The 21,470-nt window shown below is 67.6% G+C and carries 22 protein-coding genes; 13 read left to right on the top strand and 9 right to left on the bottom strand.

All coding sequences use genetic code 11. The features are described from left to right. Positions 1-362: 362 nt before the first annotated feature. Genes D187_RS55265 through D187_RS55260 form a run of 4 tightly spaced genes read left to right on the top strand, consistent with a single transcriptional unit; the run spans position 363 to position 3,654 of the window. Positions 363-731: a type 2 periplasmic-binding domain-containing protein gene (locus tag D187_RS55265; RefSeq protein WP_155893438.1), complete on the top strand. Its 369-nt coding sequence runs from the start codon at positions 363-365 to the stop codon at positions 729-731. After that, entirely contained in the window at positions 704-2,458 is a 1,755-nt protein-coding gene (locus D187_RS18800; protein WP_002621969.1) for a hypothetical protein, read from the top strand. The genes D187_RS55265 and D187_RS18800 overlap by 28 nt, the downstream gene beginning before the upstream one ends. Positions 2,459-2,491: 33 nt before the next feature. Then, a complete protein-coding gene (locus D187_RS18795; RefSeq protein WP_002621968.1) occupies positions 2,492-2,896 on the top strand; it encodes a DUF6392 family protein in 405 nt (134 codons plus the stop codon). 2 nt (positions 2,897-2,898) lie between these two features. Beyond that, a complete protein-coding gene (locus tag D187_RS55260) occupies positions 2,899-3,654 on the top strand; it encodes a hypothetical protein (RefSeq protein WP_155893437.1) in 756 nt (251 codons plus the stop codon). Positions 3,655-3,777: 123 nt separating this feature from the next. Here the strand turns inward: D187_RS55260 and D187_RS18790 are convergent, their stop codons facing one another. Both D187_RS18790 and D187_RS50075 read right to left on the bottom strand, forming a co-directional pair. Next, positions 3,778-5,067 (bottom strand): MFS transporter, encoded by a 1,290-nt coding sequence (locus tag D187_RS18790; protein WP_002621967.1) that lies wholly within the window; start codon positions 5,065-5,067, stop codon positions 3,778-3,780. A 78-nt stretch (positions 5,068-5,145) separates the two neighbouring features. Continuing rightward, entirely contained in the window at positions 5,146-5,718 is a 573-nt protein-coding gene (locus D187_RS50075) for a HutD/Ves family protein (RefSeq protein WP_002621966.1), read from the bottom strand. Positions 5,719-5,925: 207 nt separating this feature from the next. Between D187_RS50075 and D187_RS18780 the strand changes: the two genes are divergently transcribed. After that, positions 5,926-8,481: a M1 family metallopeptidase gene (locus tag D187_RS18780; RefSeq protein WP_002621965.1), complete on the top strand. Its 2,556-nt coding sequence runs from the start codon at positions 5,926-5,928 to the stop codon at positions 8,479-8,481. A 98-nt stretch (positions 8,482-8,579) separates the two neighbouring features. Here the strand turns inward: D187_RS18780 and D187_RS18775 are convergent, their stop codons facing one another. Together D187_RS18775 and D187_RS18770 are read right to left on the bottom strand one after the other, a co-directional pair. Continuing rightward, positions 8,580-9,710 carry a zinc ribbon domain-containing protein gene (locus tag D187_RS18775; protein WP_155893436.1) on the bottom strand — a complete coding sequence of 377 codons (1,131 nt, stop codon included), beginning with the start codon at positions 9,708-9,710 and terminating at the stop codon, positions 8,580-8,582. Positions 9,711-9,783: 73 nt separating this feature from the next. Beyond that, positions 9,784-10,851: a DUF2804 domain-containing protein gene (locus D187_RS18770; protein WP_002621963.1), complete on the bottom strand. Its 1,068-nt coding sequence runs from the start codon at positions 10,849-10,851 to the stop codon at positions 9,784-9,786. 313 nt (positions 10,852-11,164) lie between these two features. On the opposite strand from D187_RS18770, the gene D187_RS18765 reads away from it, so the two are divergent. From D187_RS18765 to D187_RS18745, 6 genes are all read left to right on the top strand, one after another. Further along, positions 11,165-12,172, top strand: coding sequence for an SIR2 family protein (locus D187_RS18765; RefSeq protein ID WP_002621962.1), 1,008 nt, complete (start codon positions 11,165-11,167; stop codon positions 12,170-12,172). Beyond that, on the top strand, positions 12,150-12,323 hold the full coding sequence (locus D187_RS55255; protein WP_155893435.1) for a hypothetical protein: 174 nt from the start codon (positions 12,150-12,152) through the stop codon (positions 12,321-12,323). Before D187_RS18765 ends, D187_RS55255 begins: the two co-directional genes overlap by 23 nt. An 82-nt stretch (positions 12,324-12,405) precedes the next feature. Then, complete coding sequence (locus D187_RS18760) at positions 12,406-12,609, top strand: hypothetical protein (RefSeq protein ID WP_155893434.1); 204 nt, start codon at positions 12,406-12,408, stop codon at positions 12,607-12,609. Continuing rightward, positions 12,606-13,670 (top strand): MBL fold metallo-hydrolase, encoded by a 1,065-nt coding sequence (locus tag D187_RS18755; RefSeq protein WP_002621959.1) that lies wholly within the window; start codon positions 12,606-12,608, stop codon positions 13,668-13,670. The genes D187_RS18760 and D187_RS18755 overlap by 4 nt, the downstream gene beginning before the upstream one ends. A gap of 66 nt (positions 13,671-13,736) precedes the next feature. Beyond that, on the top strand, positions 13,737-14,465 hold the full coding sequence (locus D187_RS50070; RefSeq protein ID WP_002621958.1) for a hypothetical protein: 729 nt from the start codon (positions 13,737-13,739) through the stop codon (positions 14,463-14,465). A 114-nt stretch (positions 14,466-14,579) separates the two neighbouring features. Then, a complete protein-coding gene (locus D187_RS18745) occupies positions 14,580-15,059 on the top strand; it encodes a DUF4126 family protein (RefSeq protein ID WP_155893433.1) in 480 nt (159 codons plus the stop codon). An 18-nt stretch (positions 15,060-15,077) separates the two neighbouring features. Here the strand turns inward: D187_RS18745 and D187_RS18740 are convergent, their stop codons facing one another. Beyond that, on the bottom strand, positions 15,078-15,701 hold the full coding sequence (locus D187_RS18740; RefSeq protein WP_002621956.1) for a gamma-glutamylcyclotransferase: 624 nt from the start codon (positions 15,699-15,701) through the stop codon (positions 15,078-15,080). Between the two features lie 239 nt (positions 15,702-15,940). Between D187_RS18740 and D187_RS18735 the strand changes: the two genes are divergently transcribed. Both D187_RS18735 and D187_RS55250 read left to right on the top strand, forming a co-directional pair. Further along, positions 15,941-16,834, top strand: a complete 894-nt coding sequence (locus tag D187_RS18735) for a TIGR02587 family membrane protein (RefSeq protein ID WP_002621955.1) — start codon at positions 15,941-15,943, stop codon at positions 16,832-16,834. Further along, complete coding sequence (locus D187_RS55250; protein WP_002621954.1) at positions 16,831-17,211, top strand: hypothetical protein; 381 nt, start codon at positions 16,831-16,833, stop codon at positions 17,209-17,211. Before D187_RS18735 ends, D187_RS55250 begins: the two co-directional genes overlap by 4 nt. Positions 17,212-17,242: 31 nt before the next feature. Here D187_RS55250 and D187_RS18725 read toward each other — a convergent pair whose 3' ends face one another. From D187_RS18725 to D187_RS18710, 4 genes are read right to left on the bottom strand one after another with little or no spacing between them, the layout of a single operon-like run. Continuing rightward, the gene (locus D187_RS18725; protein ID WP_043430550.1) at positions 17,243-18,046 is read right to left on the bottom strand and encodes an alpha/beta fold hydrolase; all 804 of its coding nucleotides are present in this window, start codon (positions 18,044-18,046) and stop codon (positions 17,243-17,245) included. A 9-nt stretch (positions 18,047-18,055) separates the two neighbouring features. Continuing rightward, positions 18,056-19,228 carry an ABC transporter permease gene (locus tag D187_RS18720; protein WP_002621952.1) on the bottom strand — a complete coding sequence of 391 codons (1,173 nt, stop codon included), beginning with the start codon at positions 19,226-19,228 and terminating at the stop codon, positions 18,056-18,058. Continuing rightward, on the bottom strand, positions 19,225-19,959 hold the full coding sequence (locus D187_RS18715) for an ABC transporter ATP-binding protein (protein ID WP_002621951.1): 735 nt from the start codon (positions 19,957-19,959) through the stop codon (positions 19,225-19,227). Before D187_RS18715 ends, D187_RS18720 begins: the two co-directional genes overlap by 4 nt. Next, positions 19,956-21,434 (bottom strand): alpha/beta hydrolase, encoded by a 1,479-nt coding sequence (locus tag D187_RS18710; RefSeq protein WP_438356958.1) that lies wholly within the window; start codon positions 21,432-21,434, stop codon positions 19,956-19,958. The genes D187_RS18715 and D187_RS18710 overlap by 4 nt, the downstream gene beginning before the upstream one ends. Positions 21,435-21,470 lie beyond the last annotated feature (36 nt).

Raw genomic sequence — 21,470 nt, 5'->3', positions numbered from 1 at the left:
ATGTCGCCGAGGGCTATGACACCACTCATCTGACGGGCTTCGTCGCACGCTCATCCCACACGAGCCGGCTCGCTCCGCCGCAGTTCCACTGTTCACCGAGCGCGCTCAACACGCGGGACGCGACCGTTCGCCGCACTCGATGACATGGTGCGCCAACCCCAACCCCTCCGACTGGGGCTCCCAGGCTTTCTTCTGTGGAGAGTACGCTTTTCCACAGTTTTGCCAGGGCGCATCGCTTTTTCGGGAAGGCACGAACTTTATGACGCAGCAGTAAATACAGCTCCAATCCGTGCACGGTGCCACTGGCACGTCGCTTGTACACATGCGCTGGAACATAGTAGATAAGCAAGAGGATTGATTCGATGCTCAAAATATCGAAAGAGCAAATGCAAGCGCTGTCTCTCTCCAGGGAACTGGCATTCACACAGCGAATGGTCCAGCACTTGGTGAACAGCTTCACGGCGGAACTGAAAATCCATGATTTGAGTGAGCAAGACGTGGAACCGCTGGTACGGCGCGGCATGAAAGAAGCCAATTCATTCGGCGTGGTATCCGAGCGAGACGTGGAATTCTACATCGGATGCATGGTCGTTCTGCATCCAGACTTCGCACGCCATCCGCGCTTTCCATGGGCAGAGCAAGTGCTCAGGAGTCATGAACTCTCTGGCAGCGAAAAGATAGATCATCTCCATAACCATCTCATATGGCGCCCAGCACACAAAAACGTATAGCGCTCCCCATCAATCAGAATGCTGCGCAGGCAGCCAATGGCGTCCTCAAATCCGAGACAGGAGGCCGGCTACCCGACCCGGCTGCGCCAGAAGACTTCAGACTTCGGGAAAGATGGCTGAGCCTCTACGCGTTGTATGGAGGAAAGCTAGAGTCTGACCAATCCTCGACCTGCTCGGTTGGAGCGACGACCGCGCCCTGCGCGGTCATGAGCATCCGTCTAGAGTACCTGCATGCTGACGGCACACCCGTCAAGGGTGCCAGGTACATTGTCGAGTCACCAAAAGGTGAAGTCTGGTATACAGGCACGCTCGACAAGAACGGTCGCGCCCAGATCGACAACGTGCCGCCCGAGCGCAGTTCCTTCGTCTACTACTTCTTGGAAGACTTGGAGATCGAGGAACTGCATGTCAAGCCATCGGCCACTCCTGACAAGGAGGCGCCCAAGGCCGTTTATGAGTCAATGCTCGACTGGATCTGGGGCACTCTGCAAGGAGATTTCAACCCGGATCCTACCATCAGCCAGATAGCCGTCAACACCGCCTTGGGGCTATTCCCCGTAGTGGATCAGGCGTTGGATGTAAGAGACATCATCGCAGGCTTGAAGCACCTCATCGAGTATTACGCTGAAAGCAAGAGCGAGCAGTCGAAACACAAGCCCATTATCGGGCTCGACTATGAAGTCTACCTGTGGCTGAATCTGTTCATCATTGCGCTGGGGTGCATCCCCGAGATCGGCTCGCTTGTCAAAGGGGTACTCAAAGGGCTCATCACATTTATTCACAGGAAAGGGGCTCATGCAATCACGAAGCTTGCCCCAGAACTGTGGTGGTATCTGCTCAAGATCTTCAACTTCTTCGGCAAGTCCAATGCACACGAGTGGCTCAAGCGCCTGCCCGACAACATGGGCAAGTGGATGGACGAGGCAGCCGCCAAGATCAAGCAGAGCTTGGATACCATCCAGGAAGCCCTGAACAAGGGCAAGGAGCACGCCAACGGTTGGTTGGCCCGGACGTTTGCTAGCAAGCAACAAATCGCCGCCCTCATCGAAACCTGCAACCGGATCCAGGGGTCTATCCAGAAGACCTACTCAGCCTTGGATGCGATGAAGGCGAGAATCAATCAATGGCTGCGGGACCAGATAGGCCAACTGTTGCTTGGCAAGTCCCGTAGAAGCATGGTGGGCAGGGCAAGCACGAATGCAGAACCGCACTCGAACATTGTCCGGCAAGAGGCTCAGGAGCCGCCCCGATCCTTGCCAGAGGTGCCGCCACCCCATTCACTCAGACCCGTCCAGCCGCTTGATGTGAACTCCTATGGAAACCAGACGCAGCGCTCAATCAAGGGGGACAGACTAGAAAATGATCACATCCCTTCGTTTGCAGCAAGCAAGAAAGCAGCAGAAAAGCAACTGGGTCGTGAACTCACCAAGGACGAGGCCACCAAGCTGCGTAACCATCTGACGTCCATTACCGAACCTGAAGAGGTACACAAGAACTTCAGCCGCACTTATTTCAATAAGAACAACGCCGGAAAAGTCGCGGAGGATGCACAAGACTTGCAGAAGGCAGCACGGAACGATATGGAAGCACTGCGTGACGCGCTTGGCAGGTCTGGCACCAGTTCTCAAGTTGAAGAAGCCTTCAAGGCAATAGAAGCCAGAAACAAGAGTATTGGCCTCTACGACGACATGAACAAGCTCTTGAATTCCCTGGGCATCAAGAAATGAAGACCGTGTTCCAGGACACAGAGTGGAGATGATATGAGTTCGTTGAAACTGGGAGAGTTGGTTGGCAAGCCGTACGAGTCCGAGGAGGTTCAGGAATTCGTCGCCAGGATGGGAGAACCGGAGGTTGATGATGAGATCGGTGCTCCCGATACGATTTACTACACGTTCGAATCGCACGGCGTGGAGTTGACAACGAATAGCGAAACGAACCGGATCAAAACCATTTTCTTGAAGGCTCCTCTTCAAGATCAATTTGGTTATAGAGGGGAACTGCCTGGTGGGCTAGATTTCTCCATGGGGCGCGCTCAGGTCCACAAGGCGCTGCGTGCGCCGGATGACTCCCGGTCGTTCTACGATGTCTGGGAAGAGGGATCCCACGTCCTGCGGGTAGAGTATTCAGATGAGAAGATCAAGATGATCGTCCTCATGGGAGGGTGAGCATGGAGGACGTCGAGCAGATCAGGTTGCAATTCTTGCTACCGGGCTCTCCGTGGGACTGGAAACAGGAACTGCTGGAGATAATGGAGCGAGGGCCTTTAGGGGAACCTACCCACTGGGGGGAAGCTGAGGGGCTGCGCAATCCCTACCAGCGCAAGGAGTTGATACGTTTCGGTGACGGAGCGCGTCGAGGAGAGGATTCACCCGTGCCAGTACTACTGCGGACGGTTCAGCCACGCTATGGTGTGACGTGGAACATGAGTGACAGTGTTCCTGGGTGGCTGTGCATCGATAGCCGTATGCGGTTGCGACCCGGGGATCCGAGACTCTTCTTTGAAACGGCACAGCAACTGGCCACCGTTCTGCCCGTGGAGTACGGATTGGTGGACATCCAGTTCCAGGGGGCAGCCTCTGAGTTGCTGCTGAAAGGGGGGACCTTGCAGCATCCTCGGGGCTACGTGCGTTGGGGACCAGATACACTCTTTGCGCGGACATTCTTCGGGCCGCGACTGGCGCGACTGATGGGAGAGACCAGTCTTTGGGGGTGTGGAGCCGTGGCGCACAAGCTCGACAACGGTGTGATCATGTTGGACCTGCTACAAGAGCCATGGAAGCAGGGAGCGGTACTGCTCAAACAACGGCAGCAGCAGGTACTGTCCCAGCTTGAACACACGGGCATCTTTTCTCGCTCGGAGGCAGGGTGGACGAAGCCGGGAGAGCGTTGGGTACCTCCGAACGGCGGCCCCAAACAGGGTTGACGCATGGGACATCGGCTTCGGCTGGACCAACGGCGTCTTCCTGGAGCTGTGGCACGGCCTGCACCGCGAGCCCACCTCCCCGGCACGGCCCGCTTCACCGTCCCAGACGCCACGGCCTCCGGCTCAGTGAGCCGACTGCGCCGCCAGGGGCTCGGGCTCGGGCGGCAGGGGCTCGCGCGCCGCCTTCTCCAGGTGGTCCACCCGCCGCAGCTCGGGGAAGCCCCAGGCCCACAGCGCCACCACCACCAGCGTGCCCACCGCTCCGGACACCACCGCCTTCTCCGCGCCCATGTGCTCGGCGAAGGAGCCGGCGCGGAACTCGCCCAGCTCGTTGGAGGCGCCCACGCAGATCATGTTCACCGCGCCCACCCGGCCGCGCATGTCGTCCGGCGTGGCCAGCATCTCGACCGTGCCGCGCACCACCACGCTCACCATGTCCGCCGCCCCCGCCACCGCCAGGGCCACCACGGACAGCGGCAGCGAGTGGCTCAGTCCGAAGACGAGCGTCGCCACGCCGAAGATGGCCACCGAGATGAACATCTTCCACCCCGCCCGGCCGCCCAGCGGACGCGAGGCCAGCAGGATCGCCACCACCGCCGCCCCCGCCGCGGGCGCGCTGCGCAACAGCCCCAGGCCCCAGGGCCCGGTGTGCAGCACGTCCTGCGCGTAGATGGGCAGCAGCGCCACCGCGCCACCCAGCAACACCGCGAACAGATCCAGCGTGACGCTGCCGAGCAGCAGCCGCTGACGGCGCACGAAGTGGAAGCCCGCCAGCAGCGTCGTCATCGAGAAGGGCTCGCTCGAGGAGCGGCCCGTGCGGACCTTCAGCGAGAGCATCCACACCACGGTGAGCGCGCACAGCGCGGCGGAGCCCATGTAGGCCCCCGAGGCCCCCGCCCAGCCATAGAGGACTCCCCCCACGGCGGGACCCGCGATGGTGGCCACCTGCCACGTCGTCGAGTTGATGGCCACCGCGCGGGTGAGATCCTCGGCGGGCACCAGGCGGGGCACGAGCGCCGCGCTCGCGGGCGCGTAGAAGGCCCGCGCCGTCCCGAAGAGCACCAGCACGCCATAGACGAAGCGCACGTCCCGGACGTGGCCCATCGTGAAGGACAGGAGCAGCAGGCTGCACAGCAGCATGACGCTCTGGCACACCACGAGGATGGCGCGCCGGTCCACGCGGTCCGCCACCTGTCCGCCCACCAGCGCGAAGGCCACGAAGGGCAGGAACTGCGCGAGGCCCGTGTAGCCCAGCGCCAGCGCGCTGCCCGTCAGCTCGTACACCTGCCACCCGATGGCCACCGATTCGATCTGCATCGCCAGCACCGCGCACAGGCGGGCGAGCTGGTACAGGCGGAAGTCACGGTGGCGGAAGACGGAGGGTCTGGGCGCGGGGGTGTCGGACGAAGGCATGAAGTCCGGGGGCTCTAACGCAAACCCCCTCTCCTCGCCACTCATCCCCGGCCGGGCGGGCAGGGCCCCGCTCGCGGCTTACCCTCCTCGCGGGGTGAGATGGACGACCACCACGCGGGCGGCTCCCACCCCGCGCACCCGTAGGCTCCCAGGGGCTTCCCAGCCGAGCAGCTCCTGCTCGGCCAGTGGCTCGCCCGACACCTTCGCCCTCCCCTCCAGCCCGTACAGCCACACGCTCCCCGCGCCCTCGATGGAGTGCTCGCCGCCCGCCGCCAGCTCCACCACGTCGAGCCGGGCCTCGGCGAGCTCCCGGTCCACCATGAGGTTGAAGTCGTGCACCGGCCCCCCGAGCAGCCGGCTCTCGAAGGGCACCTCTCCCGGAAAGCGGAACGGCGCACTGCCCCGCTCGAGGACCACCTCGGGAGCTTCCTCCCGGCGCAGCGCCATGCCCTCGCCCTCGAGGAAGAGCAGCGTCCGGTCCACCCCCGGGAACAGGGAGAATGGCCCCGACGAGGCCACCGTGGCGATCGACAGGCGCATGAGGAAGCGCTCCGGCTCCCTCGGGTGCGGCAGCCTCAGCAGCTCCCGGGTGACGCCGCCCCCGTTCTTCCAGGGCATGTCGCGGTAGTCCGTGGGTCCCCATCGTCTCATCGTCGTCCCTCGCGCGCCGCGGCCCATGACTTCACGCCACCCCGGCTCGAACAATGTAGTCTATCAACATACACTCCCTCGCGGGCGGGGAAACGAAGGGCCGGCAGGGGGTGGCGCGGGGAGCCGTTACCCGGTGGACGCCCGAGGGAAAAGGCACGCGCGTCCGGCCCGGCAAGCGCTCGCGCTCCCGCTAGAGTGCCGCCGCCTATGGCTCACCTGACTGAAGACAAGAACTTCCGACTTCCCCTCTCCGTTCGTCCGCGCCGGTACGCGGCGACCCTGACGCTCGACCTGGAGGCGCGCGCGTTCACGGGCGTGCAGACGATCGAGCTGGAGCTGGAGAAGCCCACGGATGAAATCATCCTGCACGCCATCGCGCTGAAGATTGGAGAGGTGCTGTTCCGAACGCAGGATGGCCGCATCTGCGTGTGCAACGACGTGCGCGTGGTGCCGGAGAGCGAGACGGTGGTGCTGCGCTTCCCCGAGCAACTGCCCGCGGGAGCCGGAGCGCTGGACGTGGCGTGGACGGGCCGCTTCACCGAGGGCCTGCGCGGCCTGTACATGGCGGGTAAGGTGGCGGCCACGCAGTTCGAGGCGGCGGATGCGCGGCGGCTCTTCCCGTGCTTCGACGAGCCGGCCTTCAAGGCGCGCTGGGCGCTCACGGTGCAGGTGCCCACGGGGCTCACGGCGCTGAGCAACGGCCGGCTCGAGCGCGAGGAGTCCGACGGCCACCTGCGCAAGCTGTACTTCCAGGAGACGGAGGTGCTCAGCTCGTACCTGGTGGCGCTCGTGGTGGGCCCGCTGGTGGGCACCATCGAGGAGACGGTGGAGGGGATTCCGGTGCGCACCTGGGCGCTGCCGGAGAAGGCGCACCTCACGCGCTTCGGCCAGGACGCGGCGCTCGCGGCCCTGCCCCGGCTCCAGGCGTACTTCGGCCTGCCCTACGCCTTCGGCAAGGTGGACCAGGTCGGCATCCCCGACTTCGAGGCCGGCGCCATGGAGAACGCGGGCCTCATCACCTACCGGGAGATCGCCCTCTTGCTCGACCCGGCCACCGCGCCGCTGTCGGTGCAGAAGCGCGTGGCCGAGGTGGTGACGCACGAGCTGGCGCACCAGTGGTTCGGCAACTGGGTGACGATGGTGTGGTGGGACGACCTCTGGCTCAACGAGGCCTTCGCCACGTGGATGGCGTACAAGATCGTCGACTCGTGGAAGCCCGAGTGGCGGGTGTGGCTGGACTTCGACGCGGGCAAGGCGGCGGCGCTGCACCTGGACGCGCTGCGCTCCACGCACCCCATCCGCGGGGAAGTGCGCAACGCGCACGAGGCCGGTGAGAGCTTCGATCTCATCACCTACGAGAAGGGCGGCGCGGTGCTGCGGATGATCGAGGGCTTCCTCGGCGAGGACGCCTTCCGCGAGGGCATGCGCCAGTACATGCGCAAGCACGCGCGCTCCAACGCGGTGGCGGATGACCTGTGGCGGGCGCTCGCCAACGCCTCGTCGCAGCCGGTGCTGGAGCTGGCCAACGCGTGGATTGGCCAGAACGGCTACCCGCTGGTGAGCGTGTCGCTGGAGGGCCGCACGGTGAAGCTCTCCCAGCAGCGCTACTACTCGGAGCCCGGGGTGAAGAGCAACGAGCGCTGGCCGGTGCCCATGGTGCTGCGCTACGCGGACGCGGGCGGGGTGCGCGAGCAGCGGGTGCTGCTGCGCGAGTCCCACGCCGAGGTGAAGCTGGAGGGCACGGGCGAGGTGAAGTGGCTCGTCGCCAACGCGAACTCCACGGGCTTCTACCGGGTGCAGTACGACGCGCGGGCGCTGGAGCGGCTGTCGGCGAGCGTGGACGCGCTGGCGCCCAGCGAGCGCATCTCGCTGCTCGCGGATCAGTGGGCGCTGGCGCGCAGCGGCCAGGCGACGCTGGCGGCGTTCCTGGACCTGGCGGGCCGCCTCGGCCACGAGGAGGACGACGCGGTGCTGGACGAGTTGGTGGGCCGGCTCGCGTACGTGGAGAGCCGACTGGTGGACGGCGAGGACCAGGAGCGCTTCCGCCGGTGGGTGGAGAAGCTGCTGGGCGCGGGGCTCGAGAAGCTCGGGTGGGAGCCGGCTCCGGGAGAGACGGACCGGGTGAAGCTGCGGCGCGCGGCGCTGGTGCGGGCCATTGGCGGCGTGGCGCGCAGCCGCAAGGCGCTGGCCGAGGCGCGGCCCCGGGTGGAGCGGGCGCTCAACGGGGACACGAGCGCGCTGGAGCCCAACTTGCTCGACGTGGCGGTGAGCATGGTGGCGCGAGAGGGCGACAAGGCGCTGTACGAGAAGCTGCTCGAGAAGATGCCGGTGGAGCCGGATCCGGCGACGCAGCGGCGCTACCTCATGGCCATCACCTCCTTCGAGGATCCGCAACTGGCGGCCGCCGCGCAGCAGCTCTTCTTCGGCGAGAAGGTGAAGATGCAGGACGTGGCGAGCTTCCTCACGGGGCTGATGGCCAACCGCACGGGCCGCGACGCGTGGTGGGCGGAGAAGCAGAAGCGCTGGAAGGACGTGCTGGCGCGCACGGGAGCGGCGCCCATGCTGCTGCGGCGGGTGGTGGAGTCGCTGGGCGCGCTGCGCGAGCGCAAGCAGCTCGACGAGGTGCGCAAGCTCCTGATGGCGCACCCGGTGGAGGAGGCGAAGCAGGCCATGAGCCAGACGATCGAGAAGCTGGAGCAGGACGTGATGCTGCGCGAGCGCGCCCTGCCCGAGGTGCGCGCCTGGCTCCAGAACCAGAAGTGACAGGCAGTCTTTCCTGATGCTTCCCCGAGCGCCCCGTGAGGCCCCGGCTTCACGAGGCGCTCTTCTCTTTCGTGCGGAACGGTTCAGGGACGCAGGGCTCAGCCCTGGAGATCCAGGTCCGAGGCCGACTCCTTCGCCTCCGGGGTGCGTTGCGGAATGAGGTGGCGCGCGACGACGATGACGAGCGTCAGCACGCCCGGCAGGAAGACCCACGGGCCCGGGCTGTGGGAGTTCTTCATCAAGAAGAACCACAGCATGAGCCACACGGACATGAGGGTGAGGAAGAGCGGGTGCATCCCCCCGAGCCCCCGGTGCTTCACCGCCGAGCACGCGAGGAACAGCAACGTGAACTGGGTGAGCGCCACCAGCGGCAACTCTCCACCCCGCGTGCCCGACGCCCACGTACTCGCCGGCGTCCACGGCAGCAGGAGCGAGACGCTGCACAGCACCACGCCCGCCAACACCCACGGGTGCGACGCGGACCCCGGCTCCCCCTCGGGCAAGCCGTCCTCGGGAGGGACGAAGTACCTCCGGCCCTGGTCGTAGCCGAGCAGCCCCGCGGCGAGCATCCACACCCACGAAATGGGCCCGTAGCCCAGCATCAACAAGGCATACGCGCAGACGAGCAACGCGAACGTCTGGCCAACCGCCGGATGCTCCATCTCCCGGGGCAGGTTCGCGAGCGCCGGAGGCAGGGGCGGCACGGGCCGACCCGGGTACTCGGGCGCCTCGTGCACCTGGCGCCACTCGTTCACCGCCGCGAGCGCTCCCCACAGGAGCACCACCCCCGAGCCCATCAGGCCAATGCCCGGGATGGGAGGCGCCACGGAGAGCACCAGCCCCACCCCCACGAGCCCCACGCCCACCAACGTCAGCGAGCCGCCCGGCAGGCGCGCCCGGAAGCGGGGATCATCCAGCAGCCCCTGGAACGTGCCGCCCACCTGCGTCACGGCGACGAACAGCGCGCCCGCGGCCTGGGAGAACCAGTCCCCCCAGGAGTCCGCGGGAGCGGGCCGGTCCCGCTCCTCGTAATCCGGCTCGGCGCCATCCGGATTGTCGTCCTCGGTGTCGGTGACGGCGGTCGCCTCGTCCTCGGCGGCGTAGCGCGACTGGGAGACCTCGGTCCGCTCGTCGTCCTCGTCCGCCTGGACGTTCAGGGGCTCGCCACACTCGGCGCAGTAGTCCAACGACGCATCGTCAATGACGTGACCGCATTTCGAGCAACGCATGAAGCCCCCGAGCGCAACCCGAGCATAGGCCACTCCCACTCCCACCGCAGCCACCCCCTCCCGCCGGGGCTGTTCACCAGAGCATGTCCTGGTCCTCGGTGACGCCGGGCACCGCGGACAGCACATGCGTGTGGCCGTCCACGCGCACCGTGCCCTCGAAGAGCCCCAGGGGCTGGGCGAAGTGGCTCACCACCACCTTGAAGTCATGGTCCTCGCGGTGCACGTGCAGGGGTTGGAAGCTCAGGTCCACCACCCCGTCGTCCGTGCGCAACCGCCAGGGCTTCATCAACTCCTGACGGTCGTACTCGAAGCTGGCGCGGCCCAGGGGGATGAGCCGGTTGCCGAGCCACAAGGCGTTCTCGTTGGTGTGGGAGCTCACGTTGAAGCCATCGACGAGGTTGAGGCCCACGGGGGTGCCATCCGCGAGCCGTCCCGCCAGGAAGGCCCAGCGCCACGCGGTGTGCCGCGCGAGGTAGCCCTGGGTGTAGTCCGTGCCCCCCACGCCCCCGTCGAGTTGGAAGCGCTTGCCCCCCGCCTCGATCGTGCCGAAGGCCAGCATCCCGCCGCGCTTCTGGGTGACATTGACGAAGCCGTCCCCCTCCACGGGGGCGATCACCGACAGCGCCGGAGCCCCCCCGGCCACCAACAGGCTCCCATCCCACTGGAAGGTCTGGAGGCTGCCGGTGCGCAAGCGGCTCACGTCCACGCGCAGCCGGTAGCGCTCGTCCTCCGCGCCGCGCTGCGCCGTCATCCTCCCGCCCAGCGTGCGGAACGACACGGACAGCCCCGCCCCGGGCCGGTTGCCCACCTCGGCCAGCGGACCCGGTGCCCCCAGGAAGCTCACGTCGCAGAGCACCCGCCGCTCCTTCAAGTCCAACGCCACCGCGAAGGCATTGGCCGAGTAGCCCACGTCCACCACCGCGAAGAGCGCCAGCACCTCGCGCGTGGCCGCCAGGGTGTAGTGCCAGCGCTTGCGCTTGAGCAGGCGATCCTTCGCCGCCGACGGGGCCCACCGGCCGCTGAGCTTCTGCAAATCCACCTCGGGCAGTTCGCCCTGGTAGGTGCCAAATCGGGGCTCTCCGGACGCCGTGGCCACGGAGGCCGGCGCCAACATCAGCGTGAGTTCTCTCTCCGGGGTCATGTCGGCTCCAAGTCAGCTCCAAGGTGGGCCCATGCCCGCCCACCGTCTGTTGTCCGTGGGTACGGCCGGAGCGTCGCGCACGGAAGATCCGGCCCCAGTGTGTACAAGTGGCTGAAGCCCACTCCTGCTGGCCAGGTGAAGTGATTGTACCTGAATGAACGGCGGGCGCCTGCCCGTTCCCCCGCCGTGGGAGCACGAGGCACCGATGACGCGGCGCACCTTCCCTGGTGACTTTTCCGGTAGATGTGTCAGACGTTGTTCGTAAGGTAGTGCGCGTGGGGAACAACGGCGGGTACGGGGAAAGAGGGGCTCCATGAGCATGAGCAGTCTGTCGGCGGGTGATTTCGTTGCCAACCTCCAGCGGAGCTTCCAGGAGGGCTCCTTGGAGTTCCTCGTGGGCGCGGGCGCGTCCATCGCGTCGGGATTGCCGTCCTGGAACGAGCTGAACCGCCGGCTGCTGAGTTCCTTCCTGGCCCAGGAGCACAGCGACCTCGAGTTCCAATCTGGCGACCTCGATGTGGCCGCCCGGATCTTCGTGGACAACTTCGGGCGGGAAGCCGTGGTGGACGTCGTGCGCGACAAGCTGCCCGCGGAGCGCTACCTCGACATGCTCCGCGACGCGCTGTACCGGGGCGTCCCCAAGGACGTGAGCAGCATCCACCTGGAACTGGCCGCCATCCTGGCCACCTCGATGGACACGCCCAGGAGGCGGCTGCACGGCCTCTACACCTTCAACTTCGATGATCTGCTGGAGCGCGCGGCGGAGCGCCTGCTGGGAAAGGCACCCGAGGTCATCGTGACCGGGGAGCGGCCCGCGGAGCCACACGTCGTGCACCTTCACGGCTACCTCCCCCCGGCTCCGGGGAAGACATCGTCGGGCACGGTGGTCCTCTCGGAGAAGGACTACCACGAGGCGCGGGGAGACTGGGCGAGCCGCAAACTCGACGATCTCTTCACGGAGGAGAAGAAGACGGTGTTGATGGTGGGTTTGAGCCTGGCCGATCCCCGGCTGCGTGGGTTGTTGCTGGAGCGCGTGAAGAGAGCCCAACGCCACCAGCCCGTGGCCCGCGTCTACGCGCTGCTGTCGAACAATCCGCCCTCGCCCGGTGCGGAACTCATGGAGCGGCTGGCGCGCAACTTCGTGCGGCGGCACCAGGAAGACTTCTGGGCGTCCTGGCAGATGCACGTGCTCAACGTCGAGAGCCACGACGCTCGAAGCGTCCGGGGACCCCCGGCTGCATGCCAACTTCACGGCATCCATGCTGGAGTCATGGACGCACGATCAGATCTTCTCCTCCATGGTCTGTGTGCCCATCCATGACTCGGTCAACTGGGTCCCCATCGGGGTCGTCTACCTCACATCGAATCGACTCAAACCCTTTTGGGCAGGGCTCGACACCGAGGACTACGAGCAACTGGAGACATTGCTCCGCAACACCTTCGCCGAGGTCTTGAAATACGCCCCCATCTAGATGAGAGGACTCCGCTCGGAAGGTGGAGGTGGACGATGGACAGGCCCATGCGAAGATGCACACAGGTGAAGGAGAAGTGGCCATGAAGAAGGTCCAACGGGTCGAAGTGGATGGATTCACGGTGGTGACGGTGGGCGACTCCTCGCTGCACGGACGAGCGAAGGCCCGAGCCCAGGTCAAGGCGATCGCCCAGAAGGCCCGCGAAGAGGAGAGGTTGAATCGACAGGCAAAGCAGTCGTCGACCCAGGAGGCGCTGACCTCGCCTGGAGCCCCGAAGGAGCAATGAGCACGCTCGTCCCGACCCGTCTCCTGTCGCGCCTTGGCCTCGGAGTGCTCGTCCTGGGGATGGCGGTGGGCGCGGGAGGCTGCGTCTTCGCCGCGCCCACCTGGAAGGGCCCCCCGAGCGACCACTTCGATGGCCGGCGCTTCTTCAACCTGGAGCCCCGCGAGCAGCGCATGGGCTTCATGGACTGGATGCGGACGCGCCGGCCCGGCCCGTGGAAGGACTGGCACGACGTGCCGCACGGCCCGCCTCCGCCCGAGCGCGTGGGCCGCGGCGCCCTGCGCGTGACGTTCATCAACCACGCCACGGTGCTCTTGCAGCTCGACGGGCTCAACATCCTCACGGATCCCATCTACAGCGAGCGGTGCAGCCCGGTGTCCTTCGCGGGGCCCAAGCGCGTGCGTCCGCCGGGCATCCGCTTCGAGGACCTGCCACCCATCGACGCGGTGGTGCTCAGCCACAACCACTATGACCACATGGACGTGGCCACGCTGCGGCGGCTCCAGGAGAAGTTCCCCGCGATGCGCCTGTTCGCGGGACTGGGCAACGGGGCGTTGCTCGAGGGCGAAGGTCTGCGCCATGTGACCGAGGTGGACTGGTGGAAGGAGTTCCCGCTCACCCCCGAGGTGACACTGGTGAGCGCGCGCACCCAACACTTCACCAACCGGGGCATGACCGACGGTGGGGGCACGCTGTGGACGGGCTACGTCTTCCGGGGGCCGCACGGAGCGACGTACTTCGCGGGGGACACGGGCTGGGGCCGGCAGTTCGCCGAGGCCCGGGAGCGCTACGGGCCGATGCGGCTGGCGGTGCTGCCCATCGGGGCCTACAAGCCCGAGGGCTTCATGTCACCGGTGCACATCTCGCCGCGCGAGGCCGTGCAGGCCAGCGTGGACCTGGGCGCGCGCCACAGCGTGCCCATGCACTACGGGACCTTCCGGCTCGCGGATGATGGTGAGACGGAGCCCCTGTGGGACCTGGCGGGGGCGCTGGTGGAGCGCGGCGCGGAGGCCCCCAAGTGGTGGGTGCTCGGCTTCGGCGAGGGCCGGGACGTGCCGCCCTGACTTCCGACGTCTGTACACGGGCCCGACATTCCAGGTAGGAAGGCTCCGACAGCGGGAGGCACGGACATGAGCGGCACCCCAGGCAAGAAGGGCGACAGGATCGGGCCGTATCGGCTGGGCAAACGCTACCGGGGCACCGACCCGGACGAGGGTTCCATCCACGAAGCGCACCATGTCGAGACGGGCGCCCCGGTACTGGTGGTGCTCCCGGGCACGAGCGAGGACGGAGGTCCGCGAAGCGCCTGGAGCGTCCGGGCCGAGGGCTCCATCCACCCGCCCTACCAGGCCGTGCACGTCGAGCAGTCCCCCCAGGGACGCGCCTCCCTGCACGACTTGACGCTGCTGCTCATCCGGCTCGCGGGCGCCACCGCGCACATCGAGAAACGCAAGGACGCGCACGACCACTTCAACCGCGTGCCCTCGCGCCTCCGGCGACAGGTGCTCCGCTGGGGACTCGCGGGGGCCGCGGCGGCGACGGTGGCGGGACTCGCCCTCGTCCTCTGGCCTCACGCACTCGAAGAGACGAGAACGCGAACCGTGAACGAGAACCCCGTCGTCTTCTCCGACGGACAGGACCTCGCGTTTCCCATCGCCTCCTACCCGATGCCGGAGAAGCCCTTCAAGGAACAGCGCAAGCCTCCATGCTTCGAGGAAACGGAGGTGGAAATCCGAGGAGGCTGCTGGATTGAACACACGAAGAGGGCCCCCTGCCCGCGCAGCACGGCCGAGTACCAGGGCAAGTGCTACATCCCCGTGAGGAAGCCGGATCCCCCCCCGACCTCCCTCCAGCCCTGACGCGCGGGGAGCGGCAGCCGAGCAGGCAACCCCTGTGTGGGGAATGGTCGCTCCTCGTTGGCATCCCCATCCTCGCTGACAGGCGAAGTGGTCTCAGCCACGAGGGGTGGACACATGAATCGAAGCGACATGATGACCGCGGCGGGGATGGGGGCGATGGCGGGGATGAGGGCGCTGAGTGCTCCGACCTTCCTGAGCCAACACCTGGCCGAAGAGGGAGCGAGCGCGAAGGCGAGTCCCGTGGAGCAGTTCCTCGCGTCGTCGACGACGGCGCGCGTCCTGCCGGTGCTCGCGCTGGGCGAGCTGGTGCTGGACAAGCTGCCAGGGATGCCCTCGCGCCTCGTGCCGCCGGTGCTCCTCATGCGGCTGGCCTCCGGGGCCCTGGTGGGAGCGGCCGTGGCACGGCAGAAGGAGCGGTCCGTACTGGGCTTCGCCGTGGTGGGCGCGGTGGCCGCGTTGGCCTCCTCGTGCGCGCTCTACGCGGTGCGTGAGTTCGCGACCCGCAAGCTGCGCATCCCCAACATCATCGCGGGCTTCATCGAGGACGCGCTCGTCGCGTCCGCGGGCCACCGGCTGACGTCCGCGATGGGATAGGCACGCAAGAGCGCCGCCCTACCTGAGTTCGAGGCGGGCGGCGCGCACGGCACGAACGCGCTCGGCGAGGTGGTCCAGGCCCGTGTCGGGAAGGCCCACCTCGGCGAGCTGTCGCACGGTCTCGTCGAGGTACTCGGCATTGGAGCCGTTCTCGCCCTCGCACCGGGCGAGTCGCTCGATCATCGCCGGCTCGCTCAGGGACGGCTCGTACAATGGGCTGTCGGGATCGGTACAGAACGTCAGCGCGGTGATGAGGCCTCGCGGCGTCCGGGCCTCGAGCCAACAGGGCACGTAGAAGGGCAACAGCATCTCGCGTTCCCAGACGCGCCGTAGATCCTCGCGCACGGTGCGCGCGGCGAGCCGGTAGGCCAGTCCGCGGCAGCGGTGCCCCCGGACGAGTCCCAGACAGAGCCCGGGACGCCGCCCGGTGCCGCGCATCTTCGGGTCGGCGAGGCAGAAGACGCGCTCCCAGCCCTCGAGGGTCGCGGGCCGCCGATCCTCGGGCGAGAACGGCGGCTCCTCGAGCATGGAGCCATAGACGAGCAACCAGGAGTCACTCCGGGTGACGTCATGGGGAGCGGCGGCGAGTACCTGGTCGAGCGAGGCGTCGAGTTCGGCCTGGGTGCGGAGGTGGTAGTTCACGGTTCATTCCCTCGCGCACCAATGCCCGTCAGAGTCCTCCACGCCCCCCACCGAGGAAATGATCCACGACGCCCAGATGCGTGGAGGGAAGGTAGGGCGTGGCGGGTGGGAGGAGAAGGGGCTCGCGGAGGGGAGACGGGAAGGAGCCCATGGCGGCGAGTCCAGGGGCTCATGACCCACCGCGGCGTGCCTTCCGGGAACTGTCCCCCCGTACGGGGCTGGATACATTGGGCGGCGCCATGAATGACGCGCGGCACGAGCCCGAGGGAAACGCCTCGCCGGAGAGGCGCCGCCGCCCGGTGATGGAGTCCCTGCGCGAGTACGGCCGGGGCATCGCGGGCGGGCTGCTCTTCAGCCTGCCGCTGCTCTACACGATGGAGGTGTGGTGGGCGGGCTTCATCACCCGGCCCGCGCACCTGCTGCTCTACCTGCTGGGCACCTTCGTGCTGCTGCTCGGCTACAACCGCTATGGCGGCTTCCGGCGGGACGTGAACTGGAGCGAGGTGTTCACGGACTCGGTGGAGGAGCTGGGGCTCGGGCTGCTGGTGTCCACGGCGGTGCTCTTCCTGATTGGCCGCCTCACCGCGAACAGCTCGTGGCCGGAGGTGGTGGGAATGGTGACGGTGGAAGCGGGCTCCGTGGCCATCGGGATCTCGGTGGGCAGCGCGCAGTTCGGAGGTGGGAGCGGAGGCGAGGGCGGCAAGCAAGGGGACGACGCGAGCAAACGCGACGCGGCCGATCACGTGCCCGGACAGCTCGTCATCGGCTTCTGCGGAGCGGTGCTCTTCGCGGCCAACGTGGCGCCCACCGAGGAGATCGTGATGATCGCCGTGGAGCTGACACCGTTGCGGCAGTTGGGGACGGCGCTGCTGTCGCTGCTGCTCGGAGGGCTCATCCTGTACCAGCTCGACTTCACGGGGGCGAGCCGCTTCACGAGGCGGGGTCACCTGTGGGACGTGCTGGCGGGCACGGTCATCACCTACGCGCTGGCGCTCGTCTCCGGGGCGCTGGTGCTGTGGTTCTTCGGGCGCTTCGACGGCAACGGGTTGTCCATCTGCGTGGCGCAGGTGGTGGTGCTCGGATTCGCGGGGACGCTCGGCGCGTCCGCGGGAAGGCTGCTCATCCAATCATGAAGGCGCATTGGAACTGGCTGGAGTGGGTCGTCTTCGGGGTCAGCTGCGCGCTCGTGGCGGCGGTGCTGGGTTACGTGGCGGTGGACGCATGGACGATGGGCGACACGCCGCCGGATCTGGTGGTCACCGTGGGCAAGCCTCTCCAGGGGAGTGGACACTGGCGGGTGCCCATCACGGTGGAGAACCGGGGGGAGGAGACGGCGGAGGAGGTCCGGGTGGGGGTGGAGCTGCGCCAGGGGGGCGAGGTCCGCGAGCGCTCCGAACTCTTCATCTCCTACGTGCCCCGGCACTCCCGGAGGGAGGGCTGGGTGACCTTCCTCCACGAGCCCTCTCTCGCGGGATTGGAAGCACGGGCGCTCGGTTACGCGAAGCCCTGACCGGTCGTGCGAAAACAGCCGGACCGGCACCTCACGCGCGCGGAAGCGTGGAGACAAACCTCTCGATGATCGCGGTGACGGCCTCTGGCGCATCCTGACTGACAAGGTGCCCCGCATTGGGGACGACATGTTCGGTGATTCCTTCCGCCGCGGCCCACCGAGGCATCGCGGTGGCGATGTTTCCCGTCTCGTCGGCAGCGCCCCTGATCAAACAGAGAGGGAGTGGAGTCCGGTACGAGGGCTCGGGCGTGACGAATCCGACCGTCGCCTTCCAGACCTCGATGAACCGCGGCTTGCTCATCTGCGCGAACGCGCGAACCGCGTCTTCCCGAGCGGCGGACGTCACCGCCGACGCGCGTGCCATGAGAAGCGGAAGTCTCGACTCTGGCACCAACGCGAGTGACGGAGCCGCCAGCTTGAGCAGGAAACGCTCGGTGGCGGTGAGCGGCCCTGTGTTCCAGGTGGCGCCCATCACGATGAGGGCCCTGTAGGACCCGGGGCTCCGCCGAACGGCCGCCTGGGAGAGATTGCCACCGAGCGAGAGCCCAGCCAGCACTGGCTTGAACAGTCGCAGGTGCTCGATGAGCGCGATGAGATCCCGGCACGCGCGCTCCCCGGTGAAGGGTTCACCATTCGGCCTGGATGCCCCGTGTCCGCGCATGTCCCATACCACCACCCGGTGTCCCGACATCGCGAGCCGATCGTACTGCGCGTCGAACATGTGATGGTCGGCGCCTGCCCCATGAGTGAACACGATCGGTGTTCCTTCTCCTCCGCTGTCCGCATAGCGGAGAAGGCACCCGTCGACACGAAGTCCCTGGCTCAGCGTCACCATGGGAGCGGCTCAGGAGCGGCCGAAGATGATGCGCTCGTCGCGCAGCAGGCGGGCCGTCCACGCGAGGAACACCAGCGCGAGCGCCGTGCAGCTCACGAGCCCCAGCACGAAGGGCATGGGGCCGAGGGGCTCGCCGCGCATCAACTCCTGCACGAGCATCTCCTGACCCAGCACCGGCACGGCGAACATCCACGTCTGGCTCTGCACGGGCGAGAGCACCAGCACCATGCCGGGCAGCGTGGGCAGGAGCGACAACATCTGCATGTACGTCTGCGCTTCCTTGAAGGAGCGCGCGAAGGTGGACAGGAGCATCTGTCCCGCCGAGGCCATGAGCGCCAGGGGCAGCACGCCCGCCCACAGGCCCAGCACCGCGAGCGCGTCCAACCGCACCTTCACGCCCAGGTCCTGCAGGGGCACCCGGTTCATCACCAGGAGGAAGGCCACGAGGCACAGCGTCGTCGCCGCGATGGCGAACACCACGGCGGCGAGCCACTTGCCCACCACCAGCGCCTCGCGCCGCACGGGATTGAGCAGCAGGGACTCCAGCGAGCCACGCTCGCGCTCGCCCGCCATGGCGTCGATGGCCACGTTCATCCCGCCCGAGAAGGCGGCGAACACGAGGAAGATGGGGATGATGGACAGCAGGCTCGCCGCCAGCCGCTCCGGCGTGGACAGGTCCACCTCCTCGATCTTGACGGGCGAGGCGAGCTCCGGCGCCACCCCGCGCGCGAGCAGCCGCTGCGCGCCCAGCAGGCCCGAGTACCCGTTGATCAACTGCTGCACCCGGCGGATGGTGGTGCGCGCCTGGTTGCGCGAGTTGTCCATGACGAGGTGCACCTTGGCGGTGCGGCCCGCGGCGAAGTCCTCGCCGTAGTCCTCGGGGATGATGAGCACCGTGTCCAGCTTGCCCGCCTGGATGCGCGCCTCGTAGTCCGCGGGAGGCTCGGTGAGCGTGGCGCCGGAGCGCTCCAGGTAGGCGACGAGGCTCGGGGCATGGGAGCGGCCCAGCACGGGCAGCTCCAGGGGCTTGTCCTTGTTGAGCCAGGAGGCCATGACCGTGAACATGACCCCGAAGAGGAGGGGCCCCAGCAGGGTCATGCCCACCGCGCTCCACACCGAGCGGTGGTCGCGCAGGTGGTCGCGCATCTCCTTGCGGAACACCGTGGACAGCAGCGACTTCATAGCATCAACCCCTGGTCACTGCCGATGATCGCCACGAACGCCTCCTCGAGGTTCTCCCTGCCCGTGCGCGCGCGCAGCTCGTCCGGGGTGCCGTCCGCCACCACGCGGCCGCGCGCCACCACCACGATGCGGTCGCACAGCGCGGCCACCTCCTGCATCACGTGGCTGGAGAACACGATGCAGTGGCCCTGCTCGCGCAGGCGGCGGATGAGCGTGCGCACCGCGCGCGTGCTCATCACGTCCAGGCCGTTGGTGGGCTCGTCCAGCAGCACGTTGCGCGGCCCGTGCACGAGCGCCCGCGCCAACGCCACCTTCATGCGCTCTCCCTGGCTGAAGCCCTCGGTGCGCCGGTCGGCGATGTCCTTCATGTCGAGCAGCTCCACCAGCTCGGCGATGCGCGAGTCGAGCGCCGCGCCGGACAGGCCGTGCAACTCCCCGGTGTAGCGCACGTGCTCGCGCGCGGTGAGGCGCGGGTAGAGGCCGCGGGCGTCGGGCAGCACGCCCAGGGCGCGGCGCACGTCCAGGGGGCGCTCGGCGACGTCCAGGCCGTCCACCTTCACGCTGCCCCGGTCCGGGCGGATGAGCGAGTAGAGCATGCGCAGGGTGGTCGTCTTGCCCGCGCCGTTGGGCCCGAGCAGCCCCGTCACCACGCCGTCCTCGGCGCGGAAGCTCACGTCCTCCACGGCCGTCACCGCGCCGAAGCGCTTGTGCAGGTTCGTCACGTCGATCATGGCACCGGCCCCGCGAAGGAGGTGAAGAAGGGAGGACGGGCCAGGCTCTCGCGGCACTTGGGCTCGAGTCCCTTCACGCTCCCGCGCGTCAGGAAGTCCGCCATGAGGGTGCGCGCGCACCCGACGGAGCTCGTCCCATGGCCCACGCCGGGCAGCACCACGTGCAGGCTGTTGGACAGCGTCTTCTTCGCGTCCTCGGCCCACTGGGGCGGCGTCACGGGATCCAGCTCCCCGGACAGGAGCAGCACCGGCACGTCCGACGTCACCGGCTCCCGGTAGCCCGCGGGCACGCTGCCCCGGGGCCACAGCTCACACGTCTTGAGCGTGTCGCGCAGCTCGCGCTCGCCCATCCAGGAGCCGCGCGTCTCGCGCACGAGGGCCTCCTCGGTGATGAGGGGCACGTCCTCGGAGCACACCACGGACAGGTACATGCCCCGGCTCATGTTCCGCTCGAGGTTGCCGTGCATGGTGACGTAGAGGGCGACGAAGGGGCCCCAGTCGCCCTGGGTGGCGCGGTCCACCACGAGCGGGAGCATGGCGGCCGTCTCGGGCATGTAGAGCAGGGAGTGCAGCGCGCCCACGAAGGCCGTGCGGGTGAGGGTCACGTCCTCGAGGGCGCCGGTGAGGGGGTGCTGCACGCGGGTCTTCAGGGGCTCACGCGCCAGGCTCTCCAGGAGCGTGGTGAAGCGGTCGCGCAGGTTCGGGTAGCGGTGCGAGCACACCGCGTCCTGCTCGCAGCTCGTGAGCAGCAAGTCCAACGAGCGCTGGCCGTCGCGCGCGACGTAGAGGGGGAGCACGAGCGACAGGGGCGCCACGCCATCGAGGATGACGGTGCGCACGTGCTCGGGGTGCTGGCGCAGGTACACGAGCGCGGCGCGGGTGCCGTAGGACACGCCCCAGAGGTTGAGCTTGTCGTAGCCGAGCGCCGCGCGCACCTCGTCCAGGTCATCCATGGCGATGGGTGTGGTGTACAGGCGCACGTCCGCGTCGTAGCTGGCCAGGCACGCGCGCACCTCCTTCTCGCGGAAGGTGTCGTCGAACTGCTCGGTGAGCGGCGCGGTGGGCGGGATGGGATCGCACTCGAGCGGCCGGGAGTCGCCGGTACCGCGCTGGTCCACGAAGACGAGATCCCTCTGGCGTTGGATGCGCTCGAGCAGCGGCATCACCTGCCCGGCCAGCTTCGCGGCGCCCTGTCCGGGGCCGCCGGCCAGGAGCACCAGCGGATCCGACAGGGGCGAGGAGGCGAGCGCGGGCACCACCACGACCTTCAAGGGCACCTTGCGCCCCTGCTTCGCCGCGCGGTCCTCCCACACCTCCAGGGTGCCGCACAGGGCCTGCCTTCCCACGCCCTCCAGGCGGCACGGAGCGAGCGGCAGCGTACGGTTGGACTCCCCGCCCGCGCTCCGGGAGCAGGCGGACAGCGACAACAAGGCGCCGAGCAGGACGGACAACCAGCGGAATTCGCGCGGTCTCAAGGTGCTCAAGACTTACCATCGCCCCCCACCCGGTGC

Origin of the sequence: Cystobacter fuscus DSM 2262, assembly GCF_000335475.2 — a bacterium.
In the GTDB taxonomy this organism is placed as follows: Bacteria; Myxococcota; Myxococcia; order Myxococcales; family Myxococcaceae; genus Cystobacter; species Cystobacter fuscus.
The sequence above is the reverse complement of the archived record's forward strand: the minus strand, read 5'-3'. Positions and strand labels throughout refer to the sequence as shown.